We start from the raw sequence: 24,515 nt of genomic DNA on the forward strand, positions 1-24,515 counted from the left end.
CTTCAGCGTGTCAGTATGTGTGTTGCAGTGTTGGTCCTATTGGCCGCTTGCACCTTGCCAATCAATACTGCGCCATTGCAGCCCGAAATTGCAACAGGCTTCACACGCAAAGCGGATGTGGTCACGCAAAAATTTGCAGTGGCCGCTGCCAATCCACTGGCCACGCAAGCAGGCTTTGATGTATTGAAAGCCGGCGGCTCGGCGGTAGATGCTGCCATCACCGTGCAAATGGTGTTGGGCTTGGTGGAGCCGCAATCGAGTGGCATTGGTGGTGGTGCGTTTTTGTTGCACAGCGCAGCGGGTGAGGGGGCAAACAAAGTACAAGCCTTTGATGGCCGCGAGACTGCGCCTGCTGCGGCCACAGAAGACATGCTTCTCAATGCGGAAGGCAAACCGCTTGCGTTTCATTCGGCGATGGTGGGTGGCCGTTCGGTGGGCACGCCCGGTGTGTTGCGCATGTTGGCGCAAGCCCATGCACAACACGGCAAACTGCCGTGGGCTAAGTTGTTTGAACCCGCCATCGCCTTGGCTAGTCAAGGCTTTGCCATCAGTCCGCGCTTGCATGCGCAGCTCAAGGCCGATGCCTATTTGCGTTTAGACCCAACGGCACGCGCCTACTTTTACCAAGCCAATGGCGAGCCTCATGTGGTCGGTCATGTGTTGCGTAACCCAGAACTGGCAGCTGTGCTGCAACGCATTGCTAAGGAGGGTGTGCAAGCGTTTTACAGCGGCGAGGTGGCCGAGGCGCTGGTGCGCAAAGTACAGCAGCACCCCAGCAACCCCGGCCGCTTGGCATTGAGCGACTTGGCCAACTACCAAGCCAAAGAGCGCACGCCTGTTTGCTTTGACCATGCTGCGGCAAGTCGTGTGTACCGCGTGTGTGGTTTCCCGCCACCCAGCTCAGGTGCGATTGCGATTGGCCAAATATTGGGCATGTTGCAGCACACACCTGCGTCGTTGATGTCCTCACCCGCTGAGGCTGTAGACGGCACACCCGACCCGCGTTGGTTGCATCTGTACACCGAGGCTTCACGCTTGGCGTTTGCCGACCGTGCGCAGTATGTGGCCGATCCTGACTTTGCTCCCGCGCCTAGTGGCGAGTGGCAAAGCTTGCTGGCCCCAGCGTATTTGCGCGAGCGTGCCAAACTCATTCGGCCCACGGCCATGCCGCAAGCTTTGCCCGGCGTGCCCGTGCATGCGCAACGCAGCAGCTTTGCACCGATGGTGGATCAGCCCGAGTACGGCACATCGCACATCAGCATCGTTGACGGGTACGGCAATGCCTTGGCCATGACGACCACCATTGAAGATGCGTTTGGCTCACGCCAAATGGTCAAAGGTTTTTTGTTGAATAACGAGCTGACCGATTTCAGCTTTGCGCCCCGCGATGCACAAGGGCGCCCAGTGGCCAACCGTGTGCAGCCCAATAAGCGCCCACGCTCATCGATGTCGCCCACTTTGGTATTTGACAAAGCCACGGGCCAGTTGGTGATGAGTGTGGGTAGTCCTGGCGGCGCAATGATCATTCACTTCACTGCCAAAACTTTGTATGGCGTGTTGAACTGGGGCATGAGCCCGCAGCAAGCCATTGCGCTGCCCAACTTTGGCAGTGTGGGCGGACCACTCGTGTTGGAAGGTGGCCGCTTTGCACCTGCTACGCTTGCGGCCTTGCGCGAGCGCGGGCACGAGGTGAAGGAACTTGCATTGACCAGCGGCCTGCAAGCCGTGGTCAAACAAAACAAGAATGGACAAAACGTGTGGGTGAGCGGTGCTGACCCACGACGCGAAGGTGAGGTGATGGGTGAATAAAGTGATTCGTATCGCAGTGGCTTTGGTGATCGTCGCGCTGTCGGCGTTTTTTTCTTACAAAGCGCCGCACAGTCCCACGCATGCAACGCCGCATGAGAAAACTAAGTCAGTCGCTGAGTTACCCGTCAGCAATTCACCGATTGATTTCAAACACATCATCGGCGCGGATTACAAACGTCACACCGGTGAACCCACAGGCGGTCACACCCTGCTCAACGGCGATGTACGTGTGATTGAAGGCACGGCATCTGCACCCGATGCCACAGGCGTGTACCGCGCCCAAGTGCAAATGGCAGACCCACAGCGCGCAGGGCAGTGGATCACCAAAACCGACCGCAACGGCAACCCCATGCCCAACACCATGTTTCCCAAAGACTGGACAGCGGAGCAAGTGGTGAGCGAAGTGAACGCCGCGTGGTTCAGCCCCACCAAAACTATTCGTGGTGACAAGTGGAGCGCACTTACACCCAGCGGTGTGCGTGTGGAAGGTTACCTGGAGCCCCGGGTCACGGCATACCCCGTTTACAGCAAGCGCCACTGAGCAAGCCATGTCACTGCGCTGCTTCATCCAGACACAAGCACCTGTGCCCGGCACTGGTGCGCAGCCTGTGCACTACACCGCGTGCGAATGGGTGAACGAGGATGGCTCTGTGAATCTGCAGCATCCGCTCAACCGATTTGTGTGTAGTTGGCTCACCAGCGACATGTCTGAGTTGCATCGCTGTGATGAGGTGTTGTATGTGATAGCGCAGATAGAAGCAGCTAATCGCCAAGAATGGTTTGTCGATGGCGACGCATTCACTGTAGATATGCAGATCAACGGTGTGCAGTTCAATCAGAGCAATGTCGCACCAGATGATGCAGCGTATTGGAATCAGCCTGAAGGGCGGTTCACCTTGACTGAGGTGAATACATTATTGCTTGCGTGGCGAGATTATTTATCTGCCTCAGCGCAGCCTTGATAGCTTGCGCTTATAAGCGCGGCTCGATATCGCCTAGTCCCTCTTTGTGCTTCAAAGCATCACGCATGAGCGCGTAGCGCGTCATACGCTGGCCTTGTACCAAACGAATCACACGTTTCAAGGGAATGCCAATGTGGGCCAAGGTTTGGCTGGCGAGCATGAGGCTGCCTTCAATCACTTCGGGCACCACTTCGGCTGCGCCTGCGGCGCGCAGGTCTTCAAGGTGTTCGTCGTCGTGCGTGCGCACGATCACGGGCACATGCGGCGCATGTTCTTTCACCCATGCCAATACCTTCAGAGCAGAAGGTAAGTCGGGGTAAGTCACGGCCACAGCGGCAGCGCGCACCAAGCCTGCAGACATGAGGCTAGAGAAACGAGTCGCGTCACCAAGCTCCACATGATGGCCGTGGTCACGCCCCATTTGCACTTTCTCTGGGTCAGAGTCGAGGGCTACATATGGAATTTTTTCGAGCGTCAACAAATCGGCCAAGTTGTGGCCGCTGCGACCGTAGCCGCACACGATGACGTGGTGCTCAATCTTGAGTGTGCGCTGCGCCATGCCCGTGAGCGCCAATGACTGCAGCAGCCAATCGTTGCTGATCAGACGGTTGACGATGCGGTCGGCGTTCATCACCAAGAACGGCGTGGCAATCATCGACAACACCATCGACGCCAAGATGGGGCTCATCCATGCAGCAGGGATGAGTGAGTTTTGAACGCCGAGCGACAAAAGCACAAAACCGAATTCACCTGCTTGTGCCAGATACAGCGCCGTACGCAAGCTCACACCCGCAGGAGCACCCGTGATACGTGCCAACACAAACACCAAGCCCGCTTTGAGAAACAACGGAACAAGCGACAGCAACAGCACCCAGCCCCAGCTGTCGATCAACACTTCCCAATCGAGCTTCATGCCGATGGTGATGAAGAACAAACCCAGAAGCACATCGTGGAAGGGCCGAATGTCGGCTTCCACCTTGTGTTTGAAATCGGTTTCGGCAATCAGCATGCCTGCCAAAAATGCGCCCATGGCCAGCGATAAGCCTGCCAGCTCGGTGAGCCAAGCCAAGCCTAGCGTCATCAACAACAGGTTGAGCATGAACAGCTCATCGCTCTTGCGGCGTGACACGATGTGCAACCAAGCTCGCATCACGCGTTGGCCACCCCACAGCAGTAAGCCCACCAGCACGGTGGCTTTGAGCATGGCAATGGAAAGCACACGCCAAATGTTGTGCTCACCCATGTCTGCCAGTGCAGGAATCAGGACCAACAGGGGCACTACAGCCAAGTCTTGAAACAGCAACACGCCCATCACGCGTTGACCATGAGGCGACTCCATCTCCACGCGGTCAGACATGAGCTTGACCACAATGGCCGTGCTCGACATAGCCAGCGCGCTACCCAATGCAATCGAGGCTTGCCAACTCAAGCGCCAGATGTAGCCCAACTCTTTGAGCGCAAAACCCACAGCGATGTTGAATAAAAATGCGCCCACCAGCGTGAGCACCACTTGACCCAACCCCAAGCCAAATACCAACTTGCGCATGCGCATGAGCTTAGGCAGGTTGAATTCCAAGCCGATGACGAACATCAAAAACACCACGCCAAACTCGGCCAAGTGTTCCACCGCCACCGAGTCATTGGCCAGCGCCAAAGCGTTAGGACCAATCACCACCCCCGCAAATAAATAGCCCAACATGGCGGGCAAATGCAGCAGACGACACCCTACCACGCTGACGACAGCCGCGCACAAATACAAGAGGGTAAGTTCGAGGGAAGACATACCCCCTGATGGTACTGAGCGTTTGTGACACGCTTGTACGAAGGCCTCACATAAACTCTGGTTTTCTTCAGTGAAAACCACTACTTTTTCCATGCCCCATTCACAACGTCCTGCGCTCTCAGGGCTTTTGCTTGCTACAGCAGGTGCGATTGCCTTCAGCGGCAAAGCCATCATCGTCAAACTGTCTTATTTGTATGGGGTGGATGCGGTCACGGTCATCATGTATCGCATGCTGTTTGCGCTACCGTTTTTCATTGCCATGGGCTTGTGGGCTGAGCGCCAAGTCATTGCGCGTGAGAACCCGCTCACACGTCGCGATGTGATTGACATTGTGGGCCTCGGCTTTGTGGGCTACTACCTGTCGAGCTACTTGGACTTTTTAGGTTTGCAATACATCACGGCCAGTCTTGAGCGACTCATCTTGTATCTCAACCCCACGCTGGTGGTGTTGCTGGGTTGGGCGGTTTACAAAAAACCAATTCACCCCATCCGTATGTTGGCCATGGCCATCAGCTACAGCGGTGTGATGCTGGTGTTCTCACACGAGCTCTCATTGGCTGGCGCGAATGTGGCTTTGGGCAGTAGCTTGGTGTTGGCTAGCGCGGTGAGCTACGCCGTGTACTTGCTCTACAGCGGGCAGTTGGTGCAACGCATTGGCGCCTTGCGATTGGTGGGTTGGGCCACCAGCGTGGCGTGTGTTTGCTGCATTTCTCAGTTTTTGCTGCTGCGTCCCTTGTCTGCGGCCGTGGTGCCTGTGGAGGTGTTGTGGTTGGGTGTGCTCAACGCAGTGGCTTGCACGGTAGCCCCTGTCCTCATGGTGATGATGGCCATTGAACGCATTGGTGCTGCACTGACCGCACAAACTGGCATGATTGGCCCCATGTCCACTATTACCCTTGGGGTGTTGCTGTTGGACGAACCTCTCAACGCTTGGATTGGTCTGGGTACTTTGTTGGTGGTGGGTGGTGTTTTTATTGTTTCGAAATATGGAGCGAAGTGATGGATTTAGGACTCAAAGGCAAATGGGCATTGGTGGGTGGCGCAAGCAAGGGCTTGGGCTTTGGTTGTGCGCAATCACTGGCGCGTGAGGGCGTCAATGTGGTGATCGTCGCGCGCGGTGGTGAAGCGCTAGAAGCTGCAGCTACTGAGCTACGCAAGCTGGGCACCACCATCCTCGCGGTGGCGGCAGACATCACCACAGAGCAAGGGCGTGAAGCCATTTGGACGGTGGCAGGTGGTCCTGGGAAAAACTTTGACATCGTGGTGACCAACGCAGGTGGCCCTCCTCCAGGTGACTTCCGCACGTGGGATCGTGAGGCATGGATCAAAGCGGTAGATGCCAACATGCTCACCCCGATTGAACTCATCAAAGCCACGGTGGACGGCATGGCAGATCGAAAGTTTGGTCGCATCATTAACATCACTTCGAGTGCGGTGAAAGCACCCATCGACATCTTGGGCTTGTCTAACGGTGCGCGTTCGGGTCTTACAGGCTTTGTGGCGGGCGTAGCACGCACACAAAAGCTGGCAGGCAATAACGTGACCATCAACAACCTGTTGCCAGGTAAGTTTGACACCGATCGTTTGGCCACCACGCATAAAGCCGCTGCCGAAAAAACTGGCAAAAGTTTGGCAGACATTCGTGGGGTGCAGCAAGCGCAAATCCCAGCAGGACGCTTTGGTACGCCCGATGAATTTGGTGCGATTTGCGCGTTCTTGTGTTCAGTGCAAGCCGGTTACATGACTGGCCAGAACATCTTGCCCGATGGTGGCCTGTACCCAGGCACGTTCTAAGCTATTTGCGTGACGACACCACGATACCGCTGATGATCAGCGCAAATGCCGCAGCGTGATACACCTGCGGCATTTCGCCGAGGACTAAGGCGGACAAGGTGGCTGTGAACACGGGAATGAGGTTCACAAAAAAGCCAGCGATGTTGGGCCCTACGTTTTGCACGCCCAAGCCCCAAAAGCGGTAGGCCAGAACCGCTGGGCCCACAGACACATAAACCAGCGCAGCCACCAACGGCCAGCTCCAGCGGATGTGTGCATCGGCAATGCCCGTCAGCCCCGCCCACTCCGCACCACTGAACGCGGCTGACCAGAACAAGCCAAACACCATTTGCGCCATCAAAAAGTTGGCCCAGTTGCTACGCGCTTCTGTGGGCTCTTGGGTGCCCGACAACAACCAGCTGTACCAAGACCACGCGGCTGTGGCCATGAGCACAAACACATCGCCGATCACCAAATGCACGTTGGCCAGTGCCTGCCAGTCACCACGACACAGCACCACCATCACACCGAGGATCGACAGCACTGCACCCGTCATTTGCCGCTTGCGCACGGTTTGCTTGAAGAACAACGCACCCACCAGCAACATGAACACAGGCATGCTGGAGCCGACCAAAGTCACGTTGATGGGTGTGGAGGTTTGCAGCGCTAAATACAGAAAGCTGTTGTACAAGCCCACACCCAGCAAACCTAGCAAGGTGTAGCGCTTCCAGTGCGCCCACAAGGGGCTGTCGCGGCGCAACAAGTTGTGCGCCAAAGGCAGCACCAGCACAAAAGCCAAGGCCCAGCGAAAGAAATTGAGGGTGATGGGCGGAATTTGGTCGGCAATCATGCGGCCAATCACAGCGTTGCCTGCCCACAAAAGGGGAGGGATCAATAAAAGCGCCGCATTGCGCGGCGTGAGGGCGTGAGGAACAACTGGCATAAGGGCAAGACTGTACCTGAGCCCCCCAATAACCTGTGCGACAGGAGAGGCACCAATTTCATGGCAGGATTCAGCGTCTGAAAAATTTCACCCATATCTGGAGCATCACCCCATGACCAAAGCAGTCATCATCGAAAAAAACGGCGGCCCTGAAGAACTCAAGCTCATTGACGTGACCGTGGGCCAACCTGGCCCAGGCGAAATTCGCATTCGCCACAAAGCCGTTGGCTTGAACTTCATCGACGTGTACCAACGCAGTGGCGTGTATGCACTGCCCATGCCTTTGCATTTGGGCATGGAAGCCTCCGGCATCATCGAAGCCGTGGGCGAGGGCGTGACCCATTTGAAAGTAGGCGACCGTGCCGCGTATGCCAGCCAGCCACCCGGCAGCTACTGCGAAGAGCGCGTGATGCCCGCCAAGTGCGTGTGCAAATTGCCAGACGCGATTTCGTTTGAAACCGGCGCAGCCATGATGCTCAAAGGTTTGACTGCTCAATATTTGTTGAAGCGCACCTTGCCACAAGGCGGCTTGCACAAGGGTGACTTCATCTTGTTCCACGCAGCCGCTGGTGGTGTGGGCCTGATCGCTTGCCAGTGGGCCAAGGCCTTGGGCTACCAACTGATTGGTACGGCTGGCAGCGATGCCAAGTGCGAATTGGCCAAAGCCAATGGTGCAGCCCACGTCATCAACTACAACACAGAAGACTTCCTTGTGCGTGTGAAAGAAATCACAGGCGGCAAAGGCGTGAAAGTGGTTTACGACTCGGTGGGTAAAGACACGTGGGACAAATCACTGGACTGCTTGGCACCGTTTGGTTTGATGGCCAGCTTTGGTAACGCATCTGGTGCACCAGCACCAATGGCTCCCGGCATCTTGGGCCCTAAGGGTTCGATCTACCTCACACGTCAAACCTTGTTCAGCCACATCGTCACGCGCGAAAGCACGCAAGAAATGGCAGACGATTTGTTTGAAGCCGTGACCAGCGGCAAGGTGAAGATCCACATCGACCAAACTTACCCCTTGGCCGACATTGCCCAAGCGCACCGCGACTTGGAAGCCCGCAAGACCACGGGTTGCACCATCATCACTTTGTGATGACAGCGCAGCGGTTTCAGGCGCTGGGTTCGGCGTCCTGAAACTTGTCTGCGCGGCAGGTGAGCACCAGCGTATCGCGATGACCGCCCTCAGCCAATGGCTGAATGGGCGTGCTTTCGTGAATCATGCGGGTGTCGTCTAACAACATCAACGACCAAGGTTCGCTCAGTGTGAAGCGTTCGCCTTGTGGGCCGTTGGCTTCAAACACGCGGGTCTCGCCGCCTTTGATGTCGGTGCGGTTGACCATGAACACCGCCACAAAATCCACGCCATCGCGATGTGCGCCTTCGGGTGTAGGGCGGCCAATGCCGTCGGTGGTGTCGATGCGGAACTGATGGGCTTCGATGCACCACTTAGTGAGAGGTGTACCGCGTACTTCGCTTGCTGTTTTGGCTAAGGCTGTGAGCAGCTTGGTCCACGCAGGCGTGGCCACCGTGGCCTCGTGCATGGGTTCAAACCAGCGCTCCATGCCGCCGTGCAGCGCGTTGTAGTCGAGGGACTGCCAATGCGCACGATGCGGCACTTGGCTGAGCGTGTTGCGCTCAAACACAAAGCTGCTGTGCAAACGGCGGCGGTAGCGGCCACCGTCTTTGAGGTAGTTGTCGGGCGGCATGTTGTCCCAGCTGGGCGACAGCGCTTGCAGCTCGCTCAATGCACATCCGGCCCATTCAGCCACGCTGGCAGCACTGAGCATGCCGTAGCCTTTTTGAGAAATGGCAGTGTTCAGTTCGGCAATGCCAACTGTTTTTGGGGGAAGTATTTGCATGTTTAGTTTCCGCGGCGCACGCGCAACACTTCATCCAAGATGAGGCAGGCTGCACCCACGGTGATGCCGCTGTCGGCAATGTTGAACGCGGGGAAGTGAATGCCTGCGTAATAAAAATCAAGGAAGTCGATCACGTAGCCGTAAAGCACGCGGTCAATCACATTGCCCACTGCGCCGCCCAAGATGCAGGCGATGGCAAAGCCAAATAGTTTTTGGCCTGAGTGTTTTTTCAGCATCCACACCATCGCCAAGGTTGCCAAAACGCCAAGGCCGGTGAAGAACCAACGCTGCCAGCCACCCGCCGTGGCGAGAAACGAAAACGCAGCGCCTTCGTTGTGCACGCGCACGATGTTGAAAAAGTCAGTGACAGGAAAACCTTCCCCTAGCTGATACGTGCTGACGATGAGCAGTTTGGTGAATTGATCGGCGATCAACACCAACGCGGCAATGCCGAGCCACACCCAATACGAGGTGGTGTTGCGGATGAAGGTGTGGCGTGCCATCTATTGCTTTCGTTGAGTGCTGAGACTTAGACGATGCTTAAGCGAAGTGACGCACTTCACCGTCGCCGTGCAAGTTGCTGTCGCAACGGCCGCACAGGGTTGGGTGAGCGGGGTTGTGGCCCACGTCGTCGCTGTAGTGCCAGCATCGCTCACACTTGGTGGCTTCGCTGGCTTTGACTTCAATGCCAATGCCTGCGCCAGCTTTTTTCACCAAAGTGACTTTGGATGTGATGAACACAAACTTCAAGTCGTCGCCAAGAGATGCAAGTGCGTCAAACAAAACGCCATCGCAATTAATTGTTAGCTCGGCTTGCAGTGATGCGCCCATCAAACCTTCCGTGCGTTTGTTTTCGATTTCTTTGTTAGCTAGTTCACGCACTTGTTGGATGCTGATCCATTTGTCTTTCAGTGCGTTGTTCGTAGCGCCAAGATCAGTGAAGGTCTCCAAGAAGATCGACTCAGACTTGCCAAACGTGGTCCACGCTTCTTCAGCGGTGAAGCTGAGGAACGGGGCCATCCAGCGCAACATGGCGTGGGTGATTTGGTGCAACGCGGTTTGGGCGCTGCGACGAGCGAGCGACTTGGGTGCTGTGGTGTACAGGCGGTCTTTGAGCACGTCCAAATAGAACGCGCCCAAATCTTCCGAGCAGTACAGCTGCAACTTCGACACCACGGGGTGGAACTCATACGCATCGAAGTGCTCGCGAATTTCGGCTTGCACTTGCGCAGCACGAGACAGCGCGTACTTGTCGATTTCCAACAAGTCGTCAAACGCCACGGCGTCTTTGGCTGGGTCAAAGTCGCTCACGTTGGCGAGCAAGAAGCGCAGCGTGTTGCGGATGCGGCGGTACGCATCAACCACGCGGGCCAAGATTTTGTCGTCGATGTTCAGGTCGCCCGAGTAGTCGGTGCTGGCCACCCACAAGCGCACGATCTCGGCGCCCATCTTGTCGCTCACCTCTTGCGGCGCGACGGTGTTGCCCAAGCTCTTGCTCATCTTGCGGCCTTGGCCGTCGGTGGCAAATCCGTGGGTCAGCAGGCCTTTGTAGGGCGCGCGGTCGTACAAGGCGCAGCCGAGCAACAACGAGCTGTGGAACCAGCCACGGTGTTGGTCGTGGCCTTCTAAATACAAGTCGGCTTCTTGACCATCTTCGTGATACGGCTTACGGTCGTAGGCGTCTTTGTGGCTGCCGCGCAGCACGTGTTGGAAGGTCGAACCTGAGTCAAACCACACTTCCAAGATGTCGGTGCTCTTGGTGTAGCTGGCTGCGTCGTCGCCGGGTTGGTTGAGGATGTCTTCCACCGTCACGCGGCTCCATGCTTCGATGCCGCCTTTTTCAACGATGTCTGCCGCTTGGTCCATGATGGCCATGGTGCGTGGGTGCAACTCGCCGCTGTCTTTGTGCAAGAAGAACGGCACGGGCACACCCCAGCTGCGTTGGCGCGAGATGCACCAATCGGGGCGGTTGGCAATCATGTCGCGCAAACGTGCGCGGCCGTTTTCTGGGTAGAAGTGCGTGTCGTCAATCGCTTTCAACGCGAGTTCGCGCAGCGATTTGCTCGACTTGTCGGTGATGAACTTGCCCGTGGTTTTTTCGGTGGTGCTGTCAAACGCATCCATGCGGATGAACCATTGCGCCGCTGCACGGTAGATGACGGGCGTTTTGTGACGCCAGCAATGTGGGTAGCTGTGCGTGATGGTTTGTGTGGCCATCAAGCGGCCTGCGTTTTGCAACGCTTCCAGAATGACGGGCACCGCTTTCCAAATGTGCTGGCCACCGAACAACGGGAAGTCAGCGGCGTATGCGCCGTTGCCTTGCACGGGGTTCAAGATGTCGGTGTACTTCATGCCATTGGCCATGCATGAGTTGAAGTCATCCACGCCGTAGGCAGGTGCGCTGTGCACGATGCCTGTGCCGTCGGTTTCACCCACGTAGTCGGCCAAGAACACGGGGGCGGTGCGTTGGTAGCCAGCGTCCACATGTGACAGTGGGTGGTTGAACTCAATGAGTCCGAGCTTGTCGCCTTTGGCGGTCGCAACAACCTTGCCTTCGAGCTTCCAACGCTCCAAACATTTCTCGACCAACGAAGCCGCGCACAAGAACAAACCACGCTCGGTGTCCACCAACGCGTAGTTGATTTCGGGGTGTATGTTGAGTGCTTGGTTGGCGGGGATGGTCCACGCGGTGGTGGTCCAGATGACGGCGAAAGCTTCTTTGTCGAGCTTGGGCAAACCAAATGCAGCAGCGAGTTTCTCGGGCTGAGCGCACAAGAAGGCCACGTCCAAGGTATCGCTATCCTTATTGGCGTATTCAATTTCAAACTCAGCTAGTGACGAGCCGCAGTCAAAACACCAGTACACGGGCTTCAAGCCGCGGTACACAAAGCCACGTTCCATCACGCGTTTGAAGGCGCGCAGTTGGCCGGCTTCGTTGGCAGGGTCCATGGTGCGGTAGGGGCGCTCCCAGTCGCCCAGCACGCCCAAGCGTTTGAAGTCTTCGCGTTGTTGTTCGATTTGCTCGGTGGCGAAGGCGCGGCTCTTAGCCTGCATGTCGTCGCGGCTGAGTTTGCGACCATGCAGTTTTTCGATGGCGTTCTCGATGGGCAAACCGTGGCAGTCCCAGCCGGGGATGTATTGCGCGTCAAAGCCGCCCAATTGCTTGGACTTGACGATCATGTCCTTCAGCACTTTGTTCAGCGCGTGGCCGATGTGCAGTTTGCCGTTGGCGTAGGGCGGGCCGTCGTGCAACACAAACAGCGGTGCGCCTTGGCGAGCCACGCGCAGTTTTTTGTACAAGCCTTGTTCGTTCCATTGCTTGGCCCAAGCGGGTTCGCGTTTGGGCAAGTCACCACGCATGGGGAACGGGGTGTCCATCATGTTGATGCGGGTGTCAGGGGTCTGGCTTTTGTCAGTCATGGCTATCTCAGGTCGGAGGCATTAAGAGGGGCTGGCTGCTAAACCCAAAAGCGGGGCAGCTCGCTAAATCAGGCAGATGCGGGGCAATGTGCAGCAAGAGGGGGCTGCACGCCCCGTCAAATTCGGGCTGCGAGCCAGGCGCGTGCATCGTCGCAGTCTTTGTGTATGCCTTGCATCAAGGCGTCCAGACCGTCGTACTTCAGCTCGTCGTGTAATTTGTGCAGCAGTTCCACGCGGATGATTTTACCGTAGCCCCCCTCAGCGCCTAGGCTGGCTGGCCAGTCGAGGCAATGGGTTTCTAGCAGCACGCGGCCGCCGTTCACATCGGTCGGGTCAAGCGAGGGGCGAATGCCCAAATTGGCCACACCGGCCAAGGGCTGGTCGGCCAAACCGTGTACCTGCACCACGAAGATGCCGCTGGCAGCAGGCTTCCAGTGGCTAAAGCGCAAATTGAGCGTGCGGCAGTTCAGCTCGCGGCCCAGCTTGCGGCCATGCACCACATGACCCGAAATGGCATAAGGGCGGCCCAGCAACTGCGCCACCTCTTGCATCGCGCCACGGCCCATGGCCTCACGCACGGCAGAGCTGGACACGCGCAGGTTCTTCACCTCGTAGCTGTTCATGCGGGCCACGTCAAAACCGTGCGCTGTGCCTGCGGCGTCCAGCATGGCGTAGTCGCCCGCACGTTTGGCCCCAAAGCGGAAGTCGTCACCCACCAGCACGTATTTCACGCCGAGGCCTTTGACCAGCACGTCTTCGATGAAAGCCTGCGGTTCTTGCGAGGCAAAGCTTTGGTCAAACGGCAGCACCACGCATTGGTCTACACCGCAAGCGGCCAGCTCGTTGAGCTTGTCGCGCAGGGTGGCAATGCGGGCAGGGGCGAGGTCGGGCTGTTGGTGCTGCTTGGCGAAGAAGTCGCGCGGGTGCGGCTCGAACGTCATCACGCAACTGGGCACGCCGCGGTGACGTGCCTCATTTTTCAGCAGGGCCAGCATGGCTTGGTGGCCACGGTGCACGCCGTCAAAGTTGCCAATCGTCAGCGCACAGGCTGAAGCCAATTGGGGGTGATGAAAACCTCGAAAAATTTGCATGGTTTGAGTGTGGGGCGACGAACATAAAACTGTCACCCAATAAAGGTATATTGTCAGCGATAGATGTGCATTCCCGATCGGTCGTTTTAGAAGCGAATGGAGGTGAGGTGTGAAGGTCTTGAAACTGTCTGCCCAAGGGCTACCGCAGTCGTGGATATCGCTGGAAGAAGCGGTTCTCCACTACGCGGCCGACGAAGTACGCTGGGAATCTGGCGGCGAGGTGGCGGTGTTTCATGGCGGCACCAATGCCATCACGGGCCAGCAGTCGATCATCACGGTCAACAGCATCATCGGCACGAAAGGTGTGCCCAAGATCAACCCGTTTGATTTGAAATCGGGTCTGACCAACGACAAGCTTTTCAGTCGCGACCGCAATGTTTGCGCTTACTGCGGCGACCACTTCGTTGAGTCAGAACTCACCCGCGAGCACATTCGCCCCGTGGGCCAAGGCGGCCCCAATGTTTGGATGAATGTGGTGACAGCGTGCAAATCGTGCAACCACCGCAAGGGCAACCGCACGCCCGAGCAAGCGCGTATGCCGCTTCTTTACACACCTTATGAGCCATCGTTGTGGGAGGACTTCATCTTGCGTAACCGCCGTATCTTGGCGGATCAGATGGAGTTTTTGATGGCGCATGTGCCTAAGAGTTCTCGGCTCTTGGCTTAGGTTTTTGCGTTCGCTCTCTCGAGTTGGCTGTTGCTCCGCCGAGAGGCGCATGGCCAGCTTCCTCATGTTGGAGTACCAGAAATCGTCAGCTGGCCATACCCCTCTCAGCTGCGAGTTCCTTCACTCGGACTAATTGGCTAACAACTCCGCCACAGCCTTCGGATAAATCAAATGCTCCTGCGTCAACACCCGCGCAGCCAGTGTGTCTGCGGTGTCGTCAGGCAGCACGGGCACAACCGCCTGCGCGAGGATGGGGCCGTGGTCTAGTTCAGCAGTCACGCGGTGCACAGTGGCTCCGGCAAATTTGCAGCCAGCTTCGATGGCGCGCTCATGCGTGTGCAGGCCGGGGAAGGCGGGCAGTAGCGAGGGGTGGATGTTGAGCAGTCGGCCTTCGTAGTGCGCCACAAAGCCTGGGGTGAGGATGCGCATGAAGCCAGCCAGCACCACAAGGTGGGGCTGGTGTTTGTCGATCTCGGTCATCAAGGCGGCGTCAAAGGCTTCGCGGGGTTGGGGTTCACCTGCGAAGGCTTTGTGGTCGATGACGGCTGTGGCGATGCCGTGTTCTTTGGCAAAGGCCAAGCCTTTGGCATCGGCTTTGTTGCTGATGACGGCGCTGACCTGCGCGTTGAATTGCTTGGCCCAGTTTTGGGCTTGCGCGGTGCGTACGATGGCGGCCATGTTGGAGCCGCCGCCAGAGATCAAGATGACGATGTTTTTCATTGCCGCGAATTATCGCGGGGCTGGCAATACCGCTGCATACAAGGCTTAGTTTGTTTTGACGAAGCGCGGCTGCATCACACCATCAATCAGCACTTGTTCGTTAAACATGGCAGCAGGGCGCACCCACAGGCCGTGTGCGCCGTAAAGGGCGCGGTAGAGGGTCATGGGTTCTAGTGTTTCGCTGTGGCGCACGGTGCCAATCACCTCGTATTGGCCGCCTTTGTAGTGGCGGTAGAGGCCGATGGGAGTTTCTTGCAGTGGGGGGAGGTCTTGGTCGTTCATAGGATGGGACAATACACCCTATGCATCCAAAAGCCCTTGTTGAAGCTTGTACCGAGCTTGTCCGCCTCACTTTGAAGTTTGACCACCCTGCTGATGCGGTGGTGTCTAAGTTTTTCCGTGACTACCGTAAAACCTATGCCTTCGGCCCGCGCGAGCGTGCGGCCTTGGCCGAAACCACCTACAACGTCTTGCGCAACAAGCTGCGCTACGACCACTTTGCGCCTTCGGGCTCTGGCCCCAAAGAGCGCCGCCTGGCCATCCTTGGCTTTGCCCAGCACTTGAAAGACCAAGCGCCTGCCAACAACGCGCCCAAGAGCGCCAAGCACGCCAACAACAGCCCGCTCGACTTTTTGTTCAGCGCGTTGAACAAGCAAGAAGTCGCTTGGCTCGAAGCCTGTGAAGCGGTGAACCCCACCGACCTGATGGAACGTCATCGCCACAATATGCCCGAGTGGTTGGTCGAGCCGCTCAAGGCCCAAGTGGGCGAGGGCTTTTGGCCCTTGGTCGAACGCCTCAACGGCGGTGCACCGTTGGACTTGCGCGTGAACACCTTCACCGACAAACGCGCCGATGTGCAGCATGAGTTGAAGCTCGCCGGCATCAAGGCGGTGGACACACCGTTTTCGCCTTGGGGTTTGCGCATTGAAGGTAAGCCGGCTTTGTCGGGCCTCGACGCGTTTGCGCGTGGTGCGATTGAAGTGCAAGACGAAGGCTCGCAGTTGTTGGCCTTGCTGCTTGATGCCAAGCGCGGCGAGATGGTGGTGGACTTTTGCGCAGGCGCTGGCGGTAAAACGCTGGCCATTGGTGCGTCCATGCGCAGCACCGGCCGCTTGTATGCGTTTGACACATCGGGCCATCGCTTGGAGTCGCTCAAGCCCCGCTTGGCACGCAGCAAGTTGTCAAACGTTCACCCATCTGCCATTGCGCACGAGCGCGACGACCGCGTGAAGCGCCTGAGCGGCAAGATTGATCGCGTGTTGGTAGATGCCCCCTGTTCGGGCCTCGGCACTTTGCGCCGCAACCCTGACCTGAAATGGCGTCAGTCGCCCAAGGCCGTTGAAGAGTTGACAGTCAAGCAAACCTCCATCTTGGCCAGCGCTGCGCGTTTGGTGAAGTCGGGCGGCCGCTTGGTGTACGCCACTTGCAGCGTGTTGCCCGAAGAGAACGAGGCGATTGCCCAGGCCTTCAGTGCAGCCCACCCTAACTTTGTGCCGTTGTCAGCAGCCGACACCCTGACAGAGCTGAAAGTAGCCAATGCAGGCAGTTTGTGTACTACAGACGGTTTGTATTTGCGTCTTTGGCCCCACATACATGCAACAGACGGCTTTTTTGCTGCTGTTTGGGTAGCCAAATAAGGCCCAAAACTTTAAAATTGACAGTTAATTTCCACGAGTTGAAAGACATACATGTTGTTACCCAATTGGGCTTGGCTTGACGCCACGTTGAACTGGCTGAGCTACGGCTTGCTGCATTTTTCTGGCTGGCAAGTCTTCATCGTCACGATGGTGCTCACACACATCACCATCGCCAGCGTGACCATCTATTTGCACCGCCACTCGGCGCACCGTTCGCTTGACTTGCATCCGATTGCGTCGCACTTTTTCCGTTTCTGGTTGTGGCTCACCACGGCCCAAGTGACCAAAGAGTGGACCTCGATTCACCGCAAGCACCACGCAAAGTGCGAGCAAGCGGAAGACCCACACAGCCCTCATGTGCACGGCATCAAAACCGTGTTGTTCACAGGCGCTGAGCTGTACCGCAAAGAAGCTGAGAACCTCGAAACCCTCGAGCGTTTTGGCCACGGCACACCCAACGACTGGATTGAGCGCAACCTGTACACCCCTCACTCGGTTTGGGGCGTGGCCTTGATGCTCATCATCAACTTGGCCCTGTTCGGCGCCTTGGGCCTGACCGTGTGGGCCGTGCAGATGATGTGGATTCCCGTCACAGCGGCTGGCATCATCAATGGCGCAGCGCACTACTGGGGCTACCGCAACTTTGAGGCGCCAGACGCCAGCACCAATATTTCGCCTTGGGGCATCATCATTGGCGGCGAAGAGTTGCACAACAACCACCATACCTACCCCACATCGGCCAAGTTGTCGGTCAAGCCCTATGAGTTCGACTTGGGCTGGTTGTACATCCGTATTTTGGAAACTGTGGGTTTGGCCACGGTCAAAAAGACGCCTCCAAAGCTCGCCTTTGGCGACATCAAGCCAGTGGCCGACGAAAAGACCTTGGAAGCCGTCATTGCCAACCGATACGAAGTGATGGCCAATTACGCCACCCAACTGCGTTTGGCCATGAAACAAGAGCTCGACAAGATGAGCACCTTGCCTGCTGACTCTGTGCTGGCTGCTGCCAAGCGCTGGATGCACCGTGATGCCGAGAAAGTACCAGCTTCGGTGGCGGCTCAATTGGCCCAAGCCCGCGCTGCCTTGCCTGATGTCGACACCATGGTCAAGATGCGTGAAGAGCTGCGCCAGTTGTGGCTCAACACCAACCACAACCGTGCGCAATTGGCGCTTGACCTGCAAGCTTGGTGCAAACGCGCCGAAACCAGCGGCATTGCTGCATTGCAAGAGTTCTCGATGCACTTGCGTGCTGCACGCGTGTAAACACAACGCACAGACAATAAAAAACCCGCCTAGGCGGGTTTTTTATTGGGCCAATCTGAATTACTTCAGTTTGGTTTCCTTGTATTCAACGTGCTTGCGAGCTTTGGGATCAAATTTCATGATCAACATTTTCTCGGGCATTGTTTTCTTGTTTTTGCTGGTCGTGTAGAAGTGACCTGTGCCGGCTGTCGATTCCAGCTTGATTTTTTCGCGTCCGCCTTTGGATGCCATGATCGTGTCCTTTCAGTAACTGGAATTAAGCTTGACCGCGTGAACGCAAGTCAGCCAACACGGCGTCAATGCCGTTTTTGTCGATCAAACGCAGAGCTGCGCTAGAAACGCGCAAGCGAACCCAACGGTTTTCAGTCTCTACCCAGAAACGGCGGTATTGCAGGTTAGGCAAAAAACGGCGTTTTGTCTTGTTGTTTGCGTGGGAAACGTTGTTCCCAGACATTGGGCCTTTGCCCGTTACTTCACATACGCGTGCCATGTGGACACTCCATATCAACGGCGGTCGTTCCCACGAGCGCCTCACCTCGCCAAAAAGGGTGGCGGTAACCCATCTCTTCGCTGAATTCAGCAAAGCCTGAGATTGTAGCGCGTTTTAGTGGGCGCCTTGCTCTAAGAAGCGCTGGGCGTCCAAGGCAGCCATACAGCCCGTGCCGGCGCTGGTAATGGCTTGGCGGTAGATGTTGTCTTGCACGTCGCCCGCCGCAAAGACGCCGGGCACGCTGGTCATGGTGGCAAAGCCCTCTGAGCCGCTTTTGGTCAGCAAATAGCCGTTTTTCATGGCCAGTTGGCCTTCAAAAATGCCGGTATTGGGTGAGTGGCCGATGGCAATGAAGCAGCCTTGGGTGGCGATGTCGCGGGTGCTGCCGTCAGCGGTGCTCTTCAAGCGAATGCCGGTCACGCCTGAGGCGTCACCAAGCACTTCGTCCAAAGTGCTGTTGGTTTCGAGCACGATCTTGCCTGCGGCGACCTTTTCCATGAGCTTGTCGATCATGATGGCTTCGGCCTTGAAGGTGTCGCGGCGGTGCACCAAGTGCACTTTAGAGGCGATGTTGGAGAGGTACAGGGCTTCTTCCACAGCGGTGTTGCCGCCGCCGACCACGCTGACCACTTGGTCGCGGTAGAAGAAACCGTCACACGTGGCGCAGCCCGAGACGCCACGGCCCATGAACGCTTCTTCCGAAGGCAGGCCCAAGTACTTGGCCGAAGCGCCGGTACAAATGATGAGGCTGTCGCAGGTGTAAGTGCCGCTGTCGCCGGTCAAGGTGAAGGGGCGCTTAGAAAAATCGACCTTGTTGATGTGGTCAAACACGATTTGGGTGTTAAAGCGCTCAGCATGTTGCTGAAAGCGTTGCATCAGCTCTGGGCCTTGCACGCCGTTCACATCGGCAGGCCAGTTGTCCACTTCGGTGGTGGTCATGAGTTGGCCGCCTTGGGCCATGCCGGTGATCAACAGAGGCTTCAGGTTGGCGCGGGCTGCGTAAACGGCGGCGGTGTAGCCAGCAGGGCCGGAGCCGAGAATCAAAACTTGGGCGTGTTGGTTGGTAGACATCTGAAGAGGGCAATCAAAGAGACAATAAAGGCAAGATTGTAAGAACCTATCCCTTTACCCCTGACGGTGCATGGTTGCCGCTCGGGTAAGCTCTGCCTCTAGACATGACTTACTCGCTCAATACATTAAAGAACGACCCTCGCGCCTCTGCTGCCGAGGGGGACAACAAGCCCACAGGTTTTCGCCGCTTTGCGCAAGAGATTGCGCTGACGGCAGGCTTTGTGTTCATGACCTTTTGGTTGCTGGCACTGCTGACCCACTCGCCGCTGGACCCTGCATGGACCACCTCGGGTGCGAGTGGCACGGTGCGCAACTTTGGCGGCCGTTTGGGCGCTTTGTTTGGCGATTTGAGCTTTTTCTTACTTGGCTATTCGGTTTGGTGGTGCTATGCCGCAGGCTTGGTGGCATGGTTGTCAGCCTTGGCCAACCGCTTGCGCGACGAAGACGAGCCGGCTCCAGAGCACACAGGCTGGCGCTACACGCGCTTTGCGTTTTGGGCAGGTTTGGCGTTGTTGTTGATTTCCAGTGCGGGCCTAGAGTGGACGCGCATGTACCGCTTTGAAGACCGATTGCCCGGCCACAGCAGTGGTGGCGTTTTGGGCTACCTGGTTGGGCCATCAAGCCTGAACTGGCTGGGCTTCAATGGTTCGGGCTTGATTTTCATTGTGTTTGGCGTGGTCGGTGCTTCGTGGGTGTTCCGTTTTTCATGGGGGCAAACCGCTGAGAACATTGGCGCTTTGCTAGATGGCTTGTACGAAAAATGGCGTGAACGCCGTGAGCGCGAAGAAGATGTGGCCTACGGTTTGGTGGCTGCGCGCGAGCGCGAAGAAGTTGTCTTTGAAGAGCGTGTGGAAATCAAAGAGCATCCGCCCATCACTGTGCATATTGAGCCTGAGATCATCGAAGTGCCCAAGAGCGCACGCGTGGCCAAAGAGCGCCAAAAAACGCTGTTCACCGATGCCGCGACTGACTCGCGTTTGCCGCAAGTCGACTTGTTGGATGACCCGCTGATTCGCCAAGACACTGTGGCCCCCGAAACGCTGGAAATGACCAGTCGCATGATTGAGAAAAAACTCAAAGACTTCGGCGTGGAAGTTCGTGTGGTGGCCGCATCCCCCGGCCCTGTGATTACCCGCTACGAGATTGAGCCCGCCACAGGCGTGAAGGGCTCGCAAGTGTTGAACCTTGCCAAAGATTTGGCGCGCTCACTCTCGCTGGTGTCCATTCGCGTGGTGGAGACCATCCCAGGCAAAAACTACATGGCGTTGGAATTGCCCAATGCCAAGCGACAGTCCATCCGCTTGAGCGAAATTTTGGGCTCTGACGTGTACAACGAATCCAAGTCCATGCTCACCATGGGCTTGGGTAAAGACATTGTGGGCAATCCCATCGTCGCCGACTTGGCCAAGATGCCCCACGTGTTGGTGGCGGGTACGACCGGCTCAGGTAAATCGGTGGGTATCAACGCGATGATTTTGTCCTTGCTCTACAAGGCCGAAGCCCGCGATGTGCGCTTGCTCATGATTGACCCCAAGATGTTGGAGATGTCGGTCTACGAAGGCATTCCACACTTGCTGGCTCCCGTGGTGACCGACATGCGCCAAGCCGCACACGGCTTGAACTGGTGTGTGGGAGAAATGGAAAAACGCTACAAGCTCATGAGTAAGCTGGGCGTTCGTAACCTCGCGGGCTACAACGCCAAGATTGACGAAGCTGCTGCGCGTGAAGAGTTCATCTACAACCCGTTCAGCTTGACACCCGAACAGCCTGAGCCGCTGCAACGCCTTCCACACATCGTGGTGGTCATTGACGAATTGGCCGACTTGATGATGGTGGTGGGTAAGAAGATTGAAGAGCTGATTGCACGCCTCGCCCAAAAGGCGCGTGCTGCCGGTATCCATTTGATTTTGGCCACACAGCGTCCCAGCGTGGACGTGATTACTGGTCTGATCAAAGCCAACATTCCCACACGTATTGCGTTCTCTGTGGGCTCCAAAATTGACAGCCGCACCATCCTTGATCAAATGGGCGCAGAGGCGTTGTTGGGTATGGGTGACATGCTTTACATGGCCAGTGGCACAGGCTTCCCCGTGCGTGTGCACGGCGCGTTTGTGAGCGATGAGGAAGTTCACCGCGTGGTGAATTACTTGAAGAGCCAAGGCGAACCCGACTACATCGAGGGTGTGCTCGAAGGCGGCACGGTCGATGGCGATGGCAACCCATCAGGCCCCGATTTGTTTGGCGAAGTGTCGGCCGAAAAAGACCCGATGTATGACCAAGCGGTTGAGGTGGTGTTGAAGAACCGCAAGGCCAGTATTTCACTGGTGCAACGCCATTTAAAGATTGGCTACAACCGCGCCGCACGTTTGGTGGAAGACATGGAGAAGGCCGGTATGGTCAGCGCCATGAGCAGCAATGGCCAGCGTGAAATTTTGGTGCCCAAACGTGATGAATAAACGCATCGTCATTTCTGCTTGGCGTCATGCGGGTGTGGCGATGGCAGCGTTTGCCCTCAGCACCAGCGTTGTGTGCGCTAGCAGTTTGGACGCGCTAGAAACGTTTTTGAAATCGACCAAAAGTGGCCGCGCTGATTTCACGCAAGTGGTGACACCGCCTGTCAAAGCAGGTCAGACAATGGTGCGCAACAAAACGTCGATTGGCCAGTTTTCATTCATGCGTCCCACGCGTTTTCGTTTCGATTACGTCAAACCTTTTGCGCAAGTCATCGTTGCAGATGGTCAAACCTTGTGGTTGTATGACGCCGACCTAGAGCAGGTGACGGCTCGCAAACAAGCGCAAGCCTTAGGCAGCACACCGGCTGCTTTGGTGGCGACAGCTGTGGATGTGAGTGCGCTGCAAAAAGAGTTCGCTTTAGAAGCTCAAGCCGATAGTGATGGTTTGCAATGGGTTCAAGCCACGCCAAAGAATCGAGAGAGCACCATTCAATCGGTGCGCATGGGTTTGCGTTCCGATGGCGCTCAGGTGAGCCTCAGCAAGCTTGAGATTTTTGATGCAATGGGTCAACGCTCAGTTTTGAGCTTTGAACGCTTTGAGGTGAATCCAGTCAACCTCGGTTTAACGCAGTTCAACTTTGCGGTGCCCAAAGGCGTGAGCGTCATTCGCCCTTGAGTGCGCGCATGACACAGGCCACGCCCGTGTTGCAAGGTTTGCCGCCATTGCTGGATGCCCATACCCGCTTGGTGGTGCTGGGCAGTTTTCCAGGTGTGGCTTCGCTGCGTTCGCAGCAGTACTACGGCCATCCGCAAAACCAGTTTTGGAAAATCATGGCCACGCTGCTCTCACCCAATGCCGCCGAGGTGTTGGCCATGCCTTATGTCGAAAGAGCGCAATGGTTGCTCAGTCAAGGCGTGGGCTTGTGGGATGTGTATGCCCAGTGCGAACGCGTGGGCAGCTTAGACGCCCATATTCAAAACGCGCAGCCCAATGATTTGCTAGGTCTGCGCGAACGTTGCCCTCGCTTAGTCGCAATAGCGCATAACGGCGGTGAAAGCTTCAAGCACGCCAAATTCACCCGCACTTTGAGCCTGCCTGTGCATCGACTGCCGTCAACCAGTCCTGCACATGCCAGTTGGACGTTTGAACGTAAATGCGAGGCTTGGCGTGAGGTACTCGAGGCTGAGGGTTTGTTGGGCTCATTCGCCTGATGTCACAAGGCTAAAGCCAAGCCCTTCGCTACACTCAGAGCATCTAAGCATCAAAGCCTTTCAAAGCGTGTCTTCAACCCACATTCCCCTCGCTGAACGCCTGCGCCCGCGCACGTTGGGTGAAGTCATTGGCCAGCAACACCTGCTGGGCGAGGGCATGGCACTGCGCGTGGCATTTGAATCGGGCCAGCCGCACAGTTGCATTCTGTGGGGGCCGCCTGGTGTGGGCAAAACTACCATCGCCCGTTTGATGGCTGATGCGTTTGATGCACAGTTCTTGTCCATCAGCGCCGTGCTGGGGGGTGTGAAAGAAATTCGTGAGTCGGTTGAGCAGGCGATTGCTGCTCGCGATTCGCTCGATCCCAAGCGCACCATCATGTTTGTGGACGAGGTGCACCGCTTCAACAAAAGCCAGCAAGACGCGTTCTTGCCGCATGTGGAGTCGGGCTTGTTCACTTTCATAGGCGCGACCACCGAGAACCCGTCGTTCGAGGTGAACTCGGCGTTGCTCTCGCGTGCGGCGGTGTATGTGCTGCAGTCGCTCAGTGTGGACGACCTCACGCAAATCATTGCCAAAGCGCAAGCCATTGGTGCCGTGCCTGCTTTGGAAGACGCAGCGCTTGAGCGATTGATTGCCTATGCCGACGGCGATGCACGTCGCTTGCTCAACACGCTTGAGACCTTATCGGTGGCTGCCAACCGCGAGAAGCTCGAAGAAATCAACGACGCATGGCTCATGCGCGTGTTGGGTGAGCGCATGCGCCGCTACGACAAAGGCGGCGAACAGTTTTACGACACCATCAGCGCGCTGCACAAATCGGTGCGCGGCTCTGACCCTGATGCCGCTTTGTATTGGCTGGTGCGCATGCTCGACGGCGGGGCTGAGCCCAAATACATGGCGCGCCGTTTGATTCGCATGGCGGCTGAAGACATTGGCTTGGCTGACCCGCGTGCCTTGCGTCTGGCGTTGGATGCGGCAGAGGTGTACGAGCGTTTGGGCTCGCCCGAAGGCGAGCTGGCGCTGGCCGAGTGCGTGGTGTATTTAGCCGTAGCGCCTAAGTCGAACGCGGTGTACAAGGCCTACAACGAAGCCAAAGCCCTCATCAAAAAAGACGGCACACGCCCCGTGCCCATGCACTTGCGCAACGCCCCGACCAAGATGATGAAAGACATGGATTGGGGCAAAGGCTACCGCTATGCCCATGACGAAGAAGATGGCTTTGCAGCGGGCGAAAACTACATGCCCGAAGGCTTGGAGAATACGGGCTTTTACCGCCCTGTGGAGCGCGGTTTAGAGATCAAAATTGCTGACAAATTGCGCCACTTGCGCGACAAAAACAAACAAGCAGGTAAATAACA

24 protein-coding genes are annotated in these 24,515 nt (G+C 56.9%); 13 read left to right on the forward strand and 11 right to left on the reverse strand.

The genetic code is table 11. The features are described from left to right. Positions 1 to 15 precede the first annotated feature (15 nt). The 3 genes from ggt to B9Z35_RS01430 are packed head-to-tail and all read left to right on the forward strand — an operon-like array spanning position 16 to position 2,771. Positions 16 to 1,809 carry a gamma-glutamyltransferase gene (ggt, locus tag B9Z35_RS01420; protein WP_233246484.1) on the forward strand — a complete coding sequence of 598 codons (1,794 nt, stop codon included), beginning with the start codon at positions 16 to 18 and terminating at the stop codon, positions 1,807 to 1,809. Next, positions 1,802 to 2,350, forward strand: a complete 549-nt coding sequence (locus B9Z35_RS01425; RefSeq protein WP_108281886.1) for an EndoU domain-containing protein — start codon at positions 1,802 to 1,804, stop codon at positions 2,348 to 2,350. Before ggt ends, B9Z35_RS01425 begins: the two co-directional genes overlap by 8 nt. 7 nt (positions 2,351 to 2,357) lie before the next feature. Then, a complete protein-coding gene (locus tag B9Z35_RS01430) occupies positions 2,358 to 2,771 on the forward strand; it encodes a hypothetical protein (protein ID WP_108281887.1) in 414 nt (137 codons plus the stop codon). Between the two features lie 10 nt (positions 2,772 to 2,781). On the opposite strand, the gene B9Z35_RS01435 is transcribed toward B9Z35_RS01430, so the two are convergent. Beyond that, positions 2,782 to 4,554: a cation:proton antiporter gene (locus B9Z35_RS01435; RefSeq protein ID WP_108281888.1), complete on the reverse strand. Its 1,773-nt coding sequence runs from the start codon at positions 4,552 to 4,554 to the stop codon at positions 2,782 to 2,784. Between the two features lie 91 nt (positions 4,555 to 4,645). On the opposite strand from B9Z35_RS01435, the gene B9Z35_RS01440 reads away from it, so the two are divergent. Together B9Z35_RS01440 and B9Z35_RS01445 are read left to right on the forward strand one after the other, a co-directional pair. Beyond that, a complete protein-coding gene (locus B9Z35_RS01440) occupies positions 4,646 to 5,554 on the forward strand; it encodes a DMT family transporter (protein WP_108281889.1) in 909 nt (302 codons plus the stop codon). Then, positions 5,554 to 6,348 (forward strand): SDR family oxidoreductase, encoded by a 795-nt coding sequence (locus B9Z35_RS01445; protein ID WP_108281890.1) that lies wholly within the window; start codon positions 5,554 to 5,556, stop codon positions 6,346 to 6,348. Before B9Z35_RS01440 ends, B9Z35_RS01445 begins: the two co-directional genes overlap by 1 nt. 1 nt (position 6,349) lies before the next feature. Here B9Z35_RS01445 and B9Z35_RS01450 read toward each other — a convergent pair whose 3' ends face one another. After that, positions 6,350 to 7,270 (reverse strand): DMT family transporter, encoded by a 921-nt coding sequence (locus B9Z35_RS01450; protein WP_108281891.1) that lies wholly within the window; start codon positions 7,268 to 7,270, stop codon positions 6,350 to 6,352. A 112-nt stretch (positions 7,271 to 7,382) separates the two neighbouring features. On the opposite strand from B9Z35_RS01450, the gene B9Z35_RS01455 reads away from it, so the two are divergent. Continuing rightward, complete coding sequence (locus tag B9Z35_RS01455) at positions 7,383 to 8,366, forward strand: quinone oxidoreductase (protein ID WP_108281892.1); 984 nt, start codon at positions 7,383 to 7,385, stop codon at positions 8,364 to 8,366. Between the two features lie 16 nt (positions 8,367 to 8,382). On the opposite strand, the gene B9Z35_RS01460 is transcribed toward B9Z35_RS01455, so the two are convergent. From B9Z35_RS01460 to B9Z35_RS01475, 4 genes are all read right to left on the reverse strand, one after another. Beyond that, positions 8,383 to 9,132: a 2OG-Fe dioxygenase family protein gene (locus B9Z35_RS01460; RefSeq protein ID WP_108281893.1), complete on the reverse strand. Its 750-nt coding sequence runs from the start codon at positions 9,130 to 9,132 to the stop codon at positions 8,383 to 8,385. 2 nt (positions 9,133 to 9,134) lie between these two features. After that, complete coding sequence (lspA, locus tag B9Z35_RS01465; protein ID WP_108281894.1) at positions 9,135 to 9,635, reverse strand: signal peptidase II; 501 nt, start codon at positions 9,633 to 9,635, stop codon at positions 9,135 to 9,137. Between the two features lie 37 nt (positions 9,636 to 9,672). Next, positions 9,673 to 12,552, reverse strand: coding sequence for an isoleucine--tRNA ligase (gene ileS, locus B9Z35_RS01470; protein ID WP_108281895.1), 2,880 nt, complete (start codon positions 12,550 to 12,552; stop codon positions 9,673 to 9,675). Positions 12,553 to 12,668: 116 nt separating this feature from the next. After that, positions 12,669 to 13,643, reverse strand: a complete 975-nt coding sequence (locus tag B9Z35_RS01475; RefSeq protein ID WP_108281896.1) for a bifunctional riboflavin kinase/FAD synthetase — start codon at positions 13,641 to 13,643, stop codon at positions 12,669 to 12,671. 109 nt (positions 13,644 to 13,752) lie between these two features. Here B9Z35_RS01475 and B9Z35_RS01480 point away from each other — a divergent pair, with 109 nt between their 5' ends. Next, a complete protein-coding gene (locus B9Z35_RS01480; protein WP_108281897.1) occupies positions 13,753 to 14,310 on the forward strand; it encodes an HNH endonuclease in 558 nt (185 codons plus the stop codon). A 129-nt stretch (positions 14,311 to 14,439) separates the two neighbouring features. Here B9Z35_RS01480 and purN read toward each other — a convergent pair whose 3' ends face one another. Together purN and B9Z35_RS01490 are read right to left on the reverse strand one after the other, a co-directional pair. Next, complete coding sequence (gene purN, locus B9Z35_RS01485; RefSeq protein WP_108281898.1) at positions 14,440 to 15,030, reverse strand: phosphoribosylglycinamide formyltransferase; 591 nt, start codon at positions 15,028 to 15,030, stop codon at positions 14,440 to 14,442. A 45-nt stretch (positions 15,031 to 15,075) separates the two neighbouring features. Then, positions 15,076 to 15,312, reverse strand: coding sequence for a DUF1653 domain-containing protein (locus B9Z35_RS01490; protein ID WP_108281899.1), 237 nt, complete (start codon positions 15,310 to 15,312; stop codon positions 15,076 to 15,078). 20 nt (positions 15,313 to 15,332) lie between these two features. Between B9Z35_RS01490 and B9Z35_RS01495 the strand changes: the two genes are divergently transcribed. Further along, a complete protein-coding gene (locus B9Z35_RS01495) occupies positions 15,333 to 16,667 on the forward strand; it encodes an RsmB/NOP family class I SAM-dependent RNA methyltransferase (protein ID WP_108281900.1) in 1,335 nt (444 codons plus the stop codon). Positions 16,668 to 16,718: 51 nt separating this feature from the next. Further along, positions 16,719 to 17,930 (forward strand): acyl-CoA desaturase, encoded by a 1,212-nt coding sequence (locus B9Z35_RS01500; RefSeq protein WP_108281901.1) that lies wholly within the window; start codon positions 16,719 to 16,721, stop codon positions 17,928 to 17,930. 60 nt (positions 17,931 to 17,990) lie between these two features. Here B9Z35_RS01500 and rpmG read toward each other — a convergent pair whose 3' ends face one another. From rpmG to trxB, 3 genes are all read right to left on the reverse strand, one after another. Next, positions 17,991 to 18,161: a 50S ribosomal protein L33 gene (gene rpmG, locus B9Z35_RS01505; RefSeq protein ID WP_100131508.1), complete on the reverse strand. Its 171-nt coding sequence runs from the start codon at positions 18,159 to 18,161 to the stop codon at positions 17,991 to 17,993. A gap of 25 nt (positions 18,162 to 18,186) precedes the next feature. After that, the gene (gene rpmB, locus B9Z35_RS01510; RefSeq protein ID WP_100131507.1) at positions 18,187 to 18,420 is read right to left on the reverse strand and encodes a 50S ribosomal protein L28; all 234 of its coding nucleotides are present in this window, start codon (positions 18,418 to 18,420) and stop codon (positions 18,187 to 18,189) included. Positions 18,421 to 18,534: 114 nt separating this feature from the next. Beyond that, positions 18,535 to 19,491, reverse strand: a complete 957-nt coding sequence (gene trxB / locus B9Z35_RS01515) for a thioredoxin-disulfide reductase (protein ID WP_108281902.1) — start codon at positions 19,489 to 19,491, stop codon at positions 18,535 to 18,537. Positions 19,492 to 19,595: 104 nt separating this feature from the next. Here trxB and B9Z35_RS13075 point away from each other — a divergent pair, with 104 nt between their 5' ends. The 4 genes from B9Z35_RS13075 to B9Z35_RS01535 all read left to right on the forward strand — a co-directional run bounded on the left by B9Z35_RS13075 (position 19,596) and on the right by B9Z35_RS01535 (position 24,513). Further along, on the forward strand, positions 19,596 to 21,947 hold the full coding sequence (locus B9Z35_RS13075) for a DNA translocase FtsK (RefSeq protein WP_108281903.1): 2,352 nt from the start codon (positions 19,596 to 19,598) through the stop codon (positions 21,945 to 21,947). 40 nt (positions 21,948 to 21,987) lie between these two features. Further along, positions 21,988 to 22,620 (forward strand): outer membrane lipoprotein chaperone LolA, encoded by a 633-nt coding sequence (gene lolA, locus B9Z35_RS01525; RefSeq protein ID WP_108282771.1) that lies wholly within the window; start codon positions 21,988 to 21,990, stop codon positions 22,618 to 22,620. A gap of 8 nt (positions 22,621 to 22,628) precedes the next feature. Continuing rightward, the gene (locus tag B9Z35_RS01530) at positions 22,629 to 23,156 is read left to right on the forward strand and encodes a DNA-deoxyinosine glycosylase (RefSeq protein WP_108282772.1); all 528 of its coding nucleotides are present in this window, start codon (positions 22,629 to 22,631) and stop codon (positions 23,154 to 23,156) included. A gap of 67 nt (positions 23,157 to 23,223) precedes the next feature. Next, on the forward strand, positions 23,224 to 24,513 hold the full coding sequence (locus B9Z35_RS01535) for a replication-associated recombination protein A (protein WP_233246441.1): 1,290 nt from the start codon (positions 23,224 to 23,226) through the stop codon (positions 24,511 to 24,513). Positions 24,514 to 24,515: the final 2 nt, after the last annotated feature.

It is taken from the genome of Limnohabitans sp. Jir61 (assembly GCF_003063545.1).
Lineage (GTDB): Bacteria > Pseudomonadota > Gammaproteobacteria > Burkholderiales > Burkholderiaceae_C > Limnohabitans.

Bases quoted from the DNA above. Each gene is read 5' to 3' on its own strand.
- B9Z35_RS13075 (WP_108281903.1), top strand. From the start codon at position 19,596: ATGACTTACTCGCTCAATACATTAAAGAACGACCCTCGCGCCTCTGCT.
- ileS (WP_108281895.1), bottom strand. From the start codon at position 12,552: ATGACTGACAAAAGCCAGACCCCTGACACCCGCATCAACATGATGGAC.
- rpmB (WP_100131507.1), bottom strand. From the start codon at position 18,420: ATGGCACGCGTATGTGAAGTAACGGGCAAAGGCCCAATGTCTGGGAAC.
- trxB (WP_108281902.1), bottom strand. From the start codon at position 19,491: ATGTCTACCAACCAACACGCCCAAGTTTTGATTCTCGGCTCCGGCCCT.
- B9Z35_RS01490 (WP_108281899.1), bottom strand. From the start codon at position 15,312: ATGAACGACCAAGACCTCCCCCCACTGCAAGAAACTCCCATCGGCCTC.
- B9Z35_RS01530 (WP_108282772.1), top strand. From the start codon at position 22,629: ATGACACAGGCCACGCCCGTGTTGCAAGGTTTGCCGCCATTGCTGGAT.
- B9Z35_RS01440 (WP_108281889.1), top strand. From the start codon at position 4,646: ATGCCCCATTCACAACGTCCTGCGCTCTCAGGGCTTTTGCTTGCTACA.
- B9Z35_RS01450 (WP_108281891.1), bottom strand. From the start codon at position 7,270: ATGCCAGTTGTTCCTCACGCCCTCACGCCGCGCAATGCGGCGCTTTTA.
- purN (WP_108281898.1), bottom strand. From the start codon at position 15,030: ATGAAAAACATCGTCATCTTGATCTCTGGCGGCGGCTCCAACATGGCC.
- B9Z35_RS01435 (WP_108281888.1), bottom strand. From the start codon at position 4,554: ATGTCTTCCCTCGAACTTACCCTCTTGTATTTGTGCGCGGCTGTCGTC.
- B9Z35_RS01495 (WP_108281900.1), top strand. From the start codon at position 15,333: ATGCATCCAAAAGCCCTTGTTGAAGCTTGTACCGAGCTTGTCCGCCTC.
- lspA (WP_108281894.1), bottom strand. From the start codon at position 9,635: ATGGCACGCCACACCTTCATCCGCAACACCACCTCGTATTGGGTGTGG.
- B9Z35_RS01500 (WP_108281901.1), top strand. From the start codon at position 16,719: ATGTTGTTACCCAATTGGGCTTGGCTTGACGCCACGTTGAACTGGCTG.
- B9Z35_RS01475 (WP_108281896.1), bottom strand. From the start codon at position 13,643: ATGCAAATTTTTCGAGGTTTTCATCACCCCCAATTGGCTTCAGCCTGT.
- lolA (WP_108282771.1), top strand. From the start codon at position 21,988: ATGGCAGCGTTTGCCCTCAGCACCAGCGTTGTGTGCGCTAGCAGTTTG.
- B9Z35_RS01445 (WP_108281890.1), top strand. From the start codon at position 5,554: ATGGATTTAGGACTCAAAGGCAAATGGGCATTGGTGGGTGGCGCAAGC.
- B9Z35_RS01460 (WP_108281893.1), bottom strand. From the start codon at position 9,132: ATGCAAATACTTCCCCCAAAAACAGTTGGCATTGCCGAACTGAACACT.
- ggt (WP_233246484.1), top strand. From the start codon at position 16: ATGTGTGTTGCAGTGTTGGTCCTATTGGCCGCTTGCACCTTGCCAATC.
- B9Z35_RS01455 (WP_108281892.1), top strand. From the start codon at position 7,383: ATGACCAAAGCAGTCATCATCGAAAAAAACGGCGGCCCTGAAGAACTC.
- B9Z35_RS01430 (WP_108281887.1), top strand. From the start codon at position 2,358: ATGTCACTGCGCTGCTTCATCCAGACACAAGCACCTGTGCCCGGCACT.
- rpmG (WP_100131508.1), bottom strand. From the start codon at position 18,161: ATGGCATCCAAAGGCGGACGCGAAAAAATCAAGCTGGAATCGACAGCC.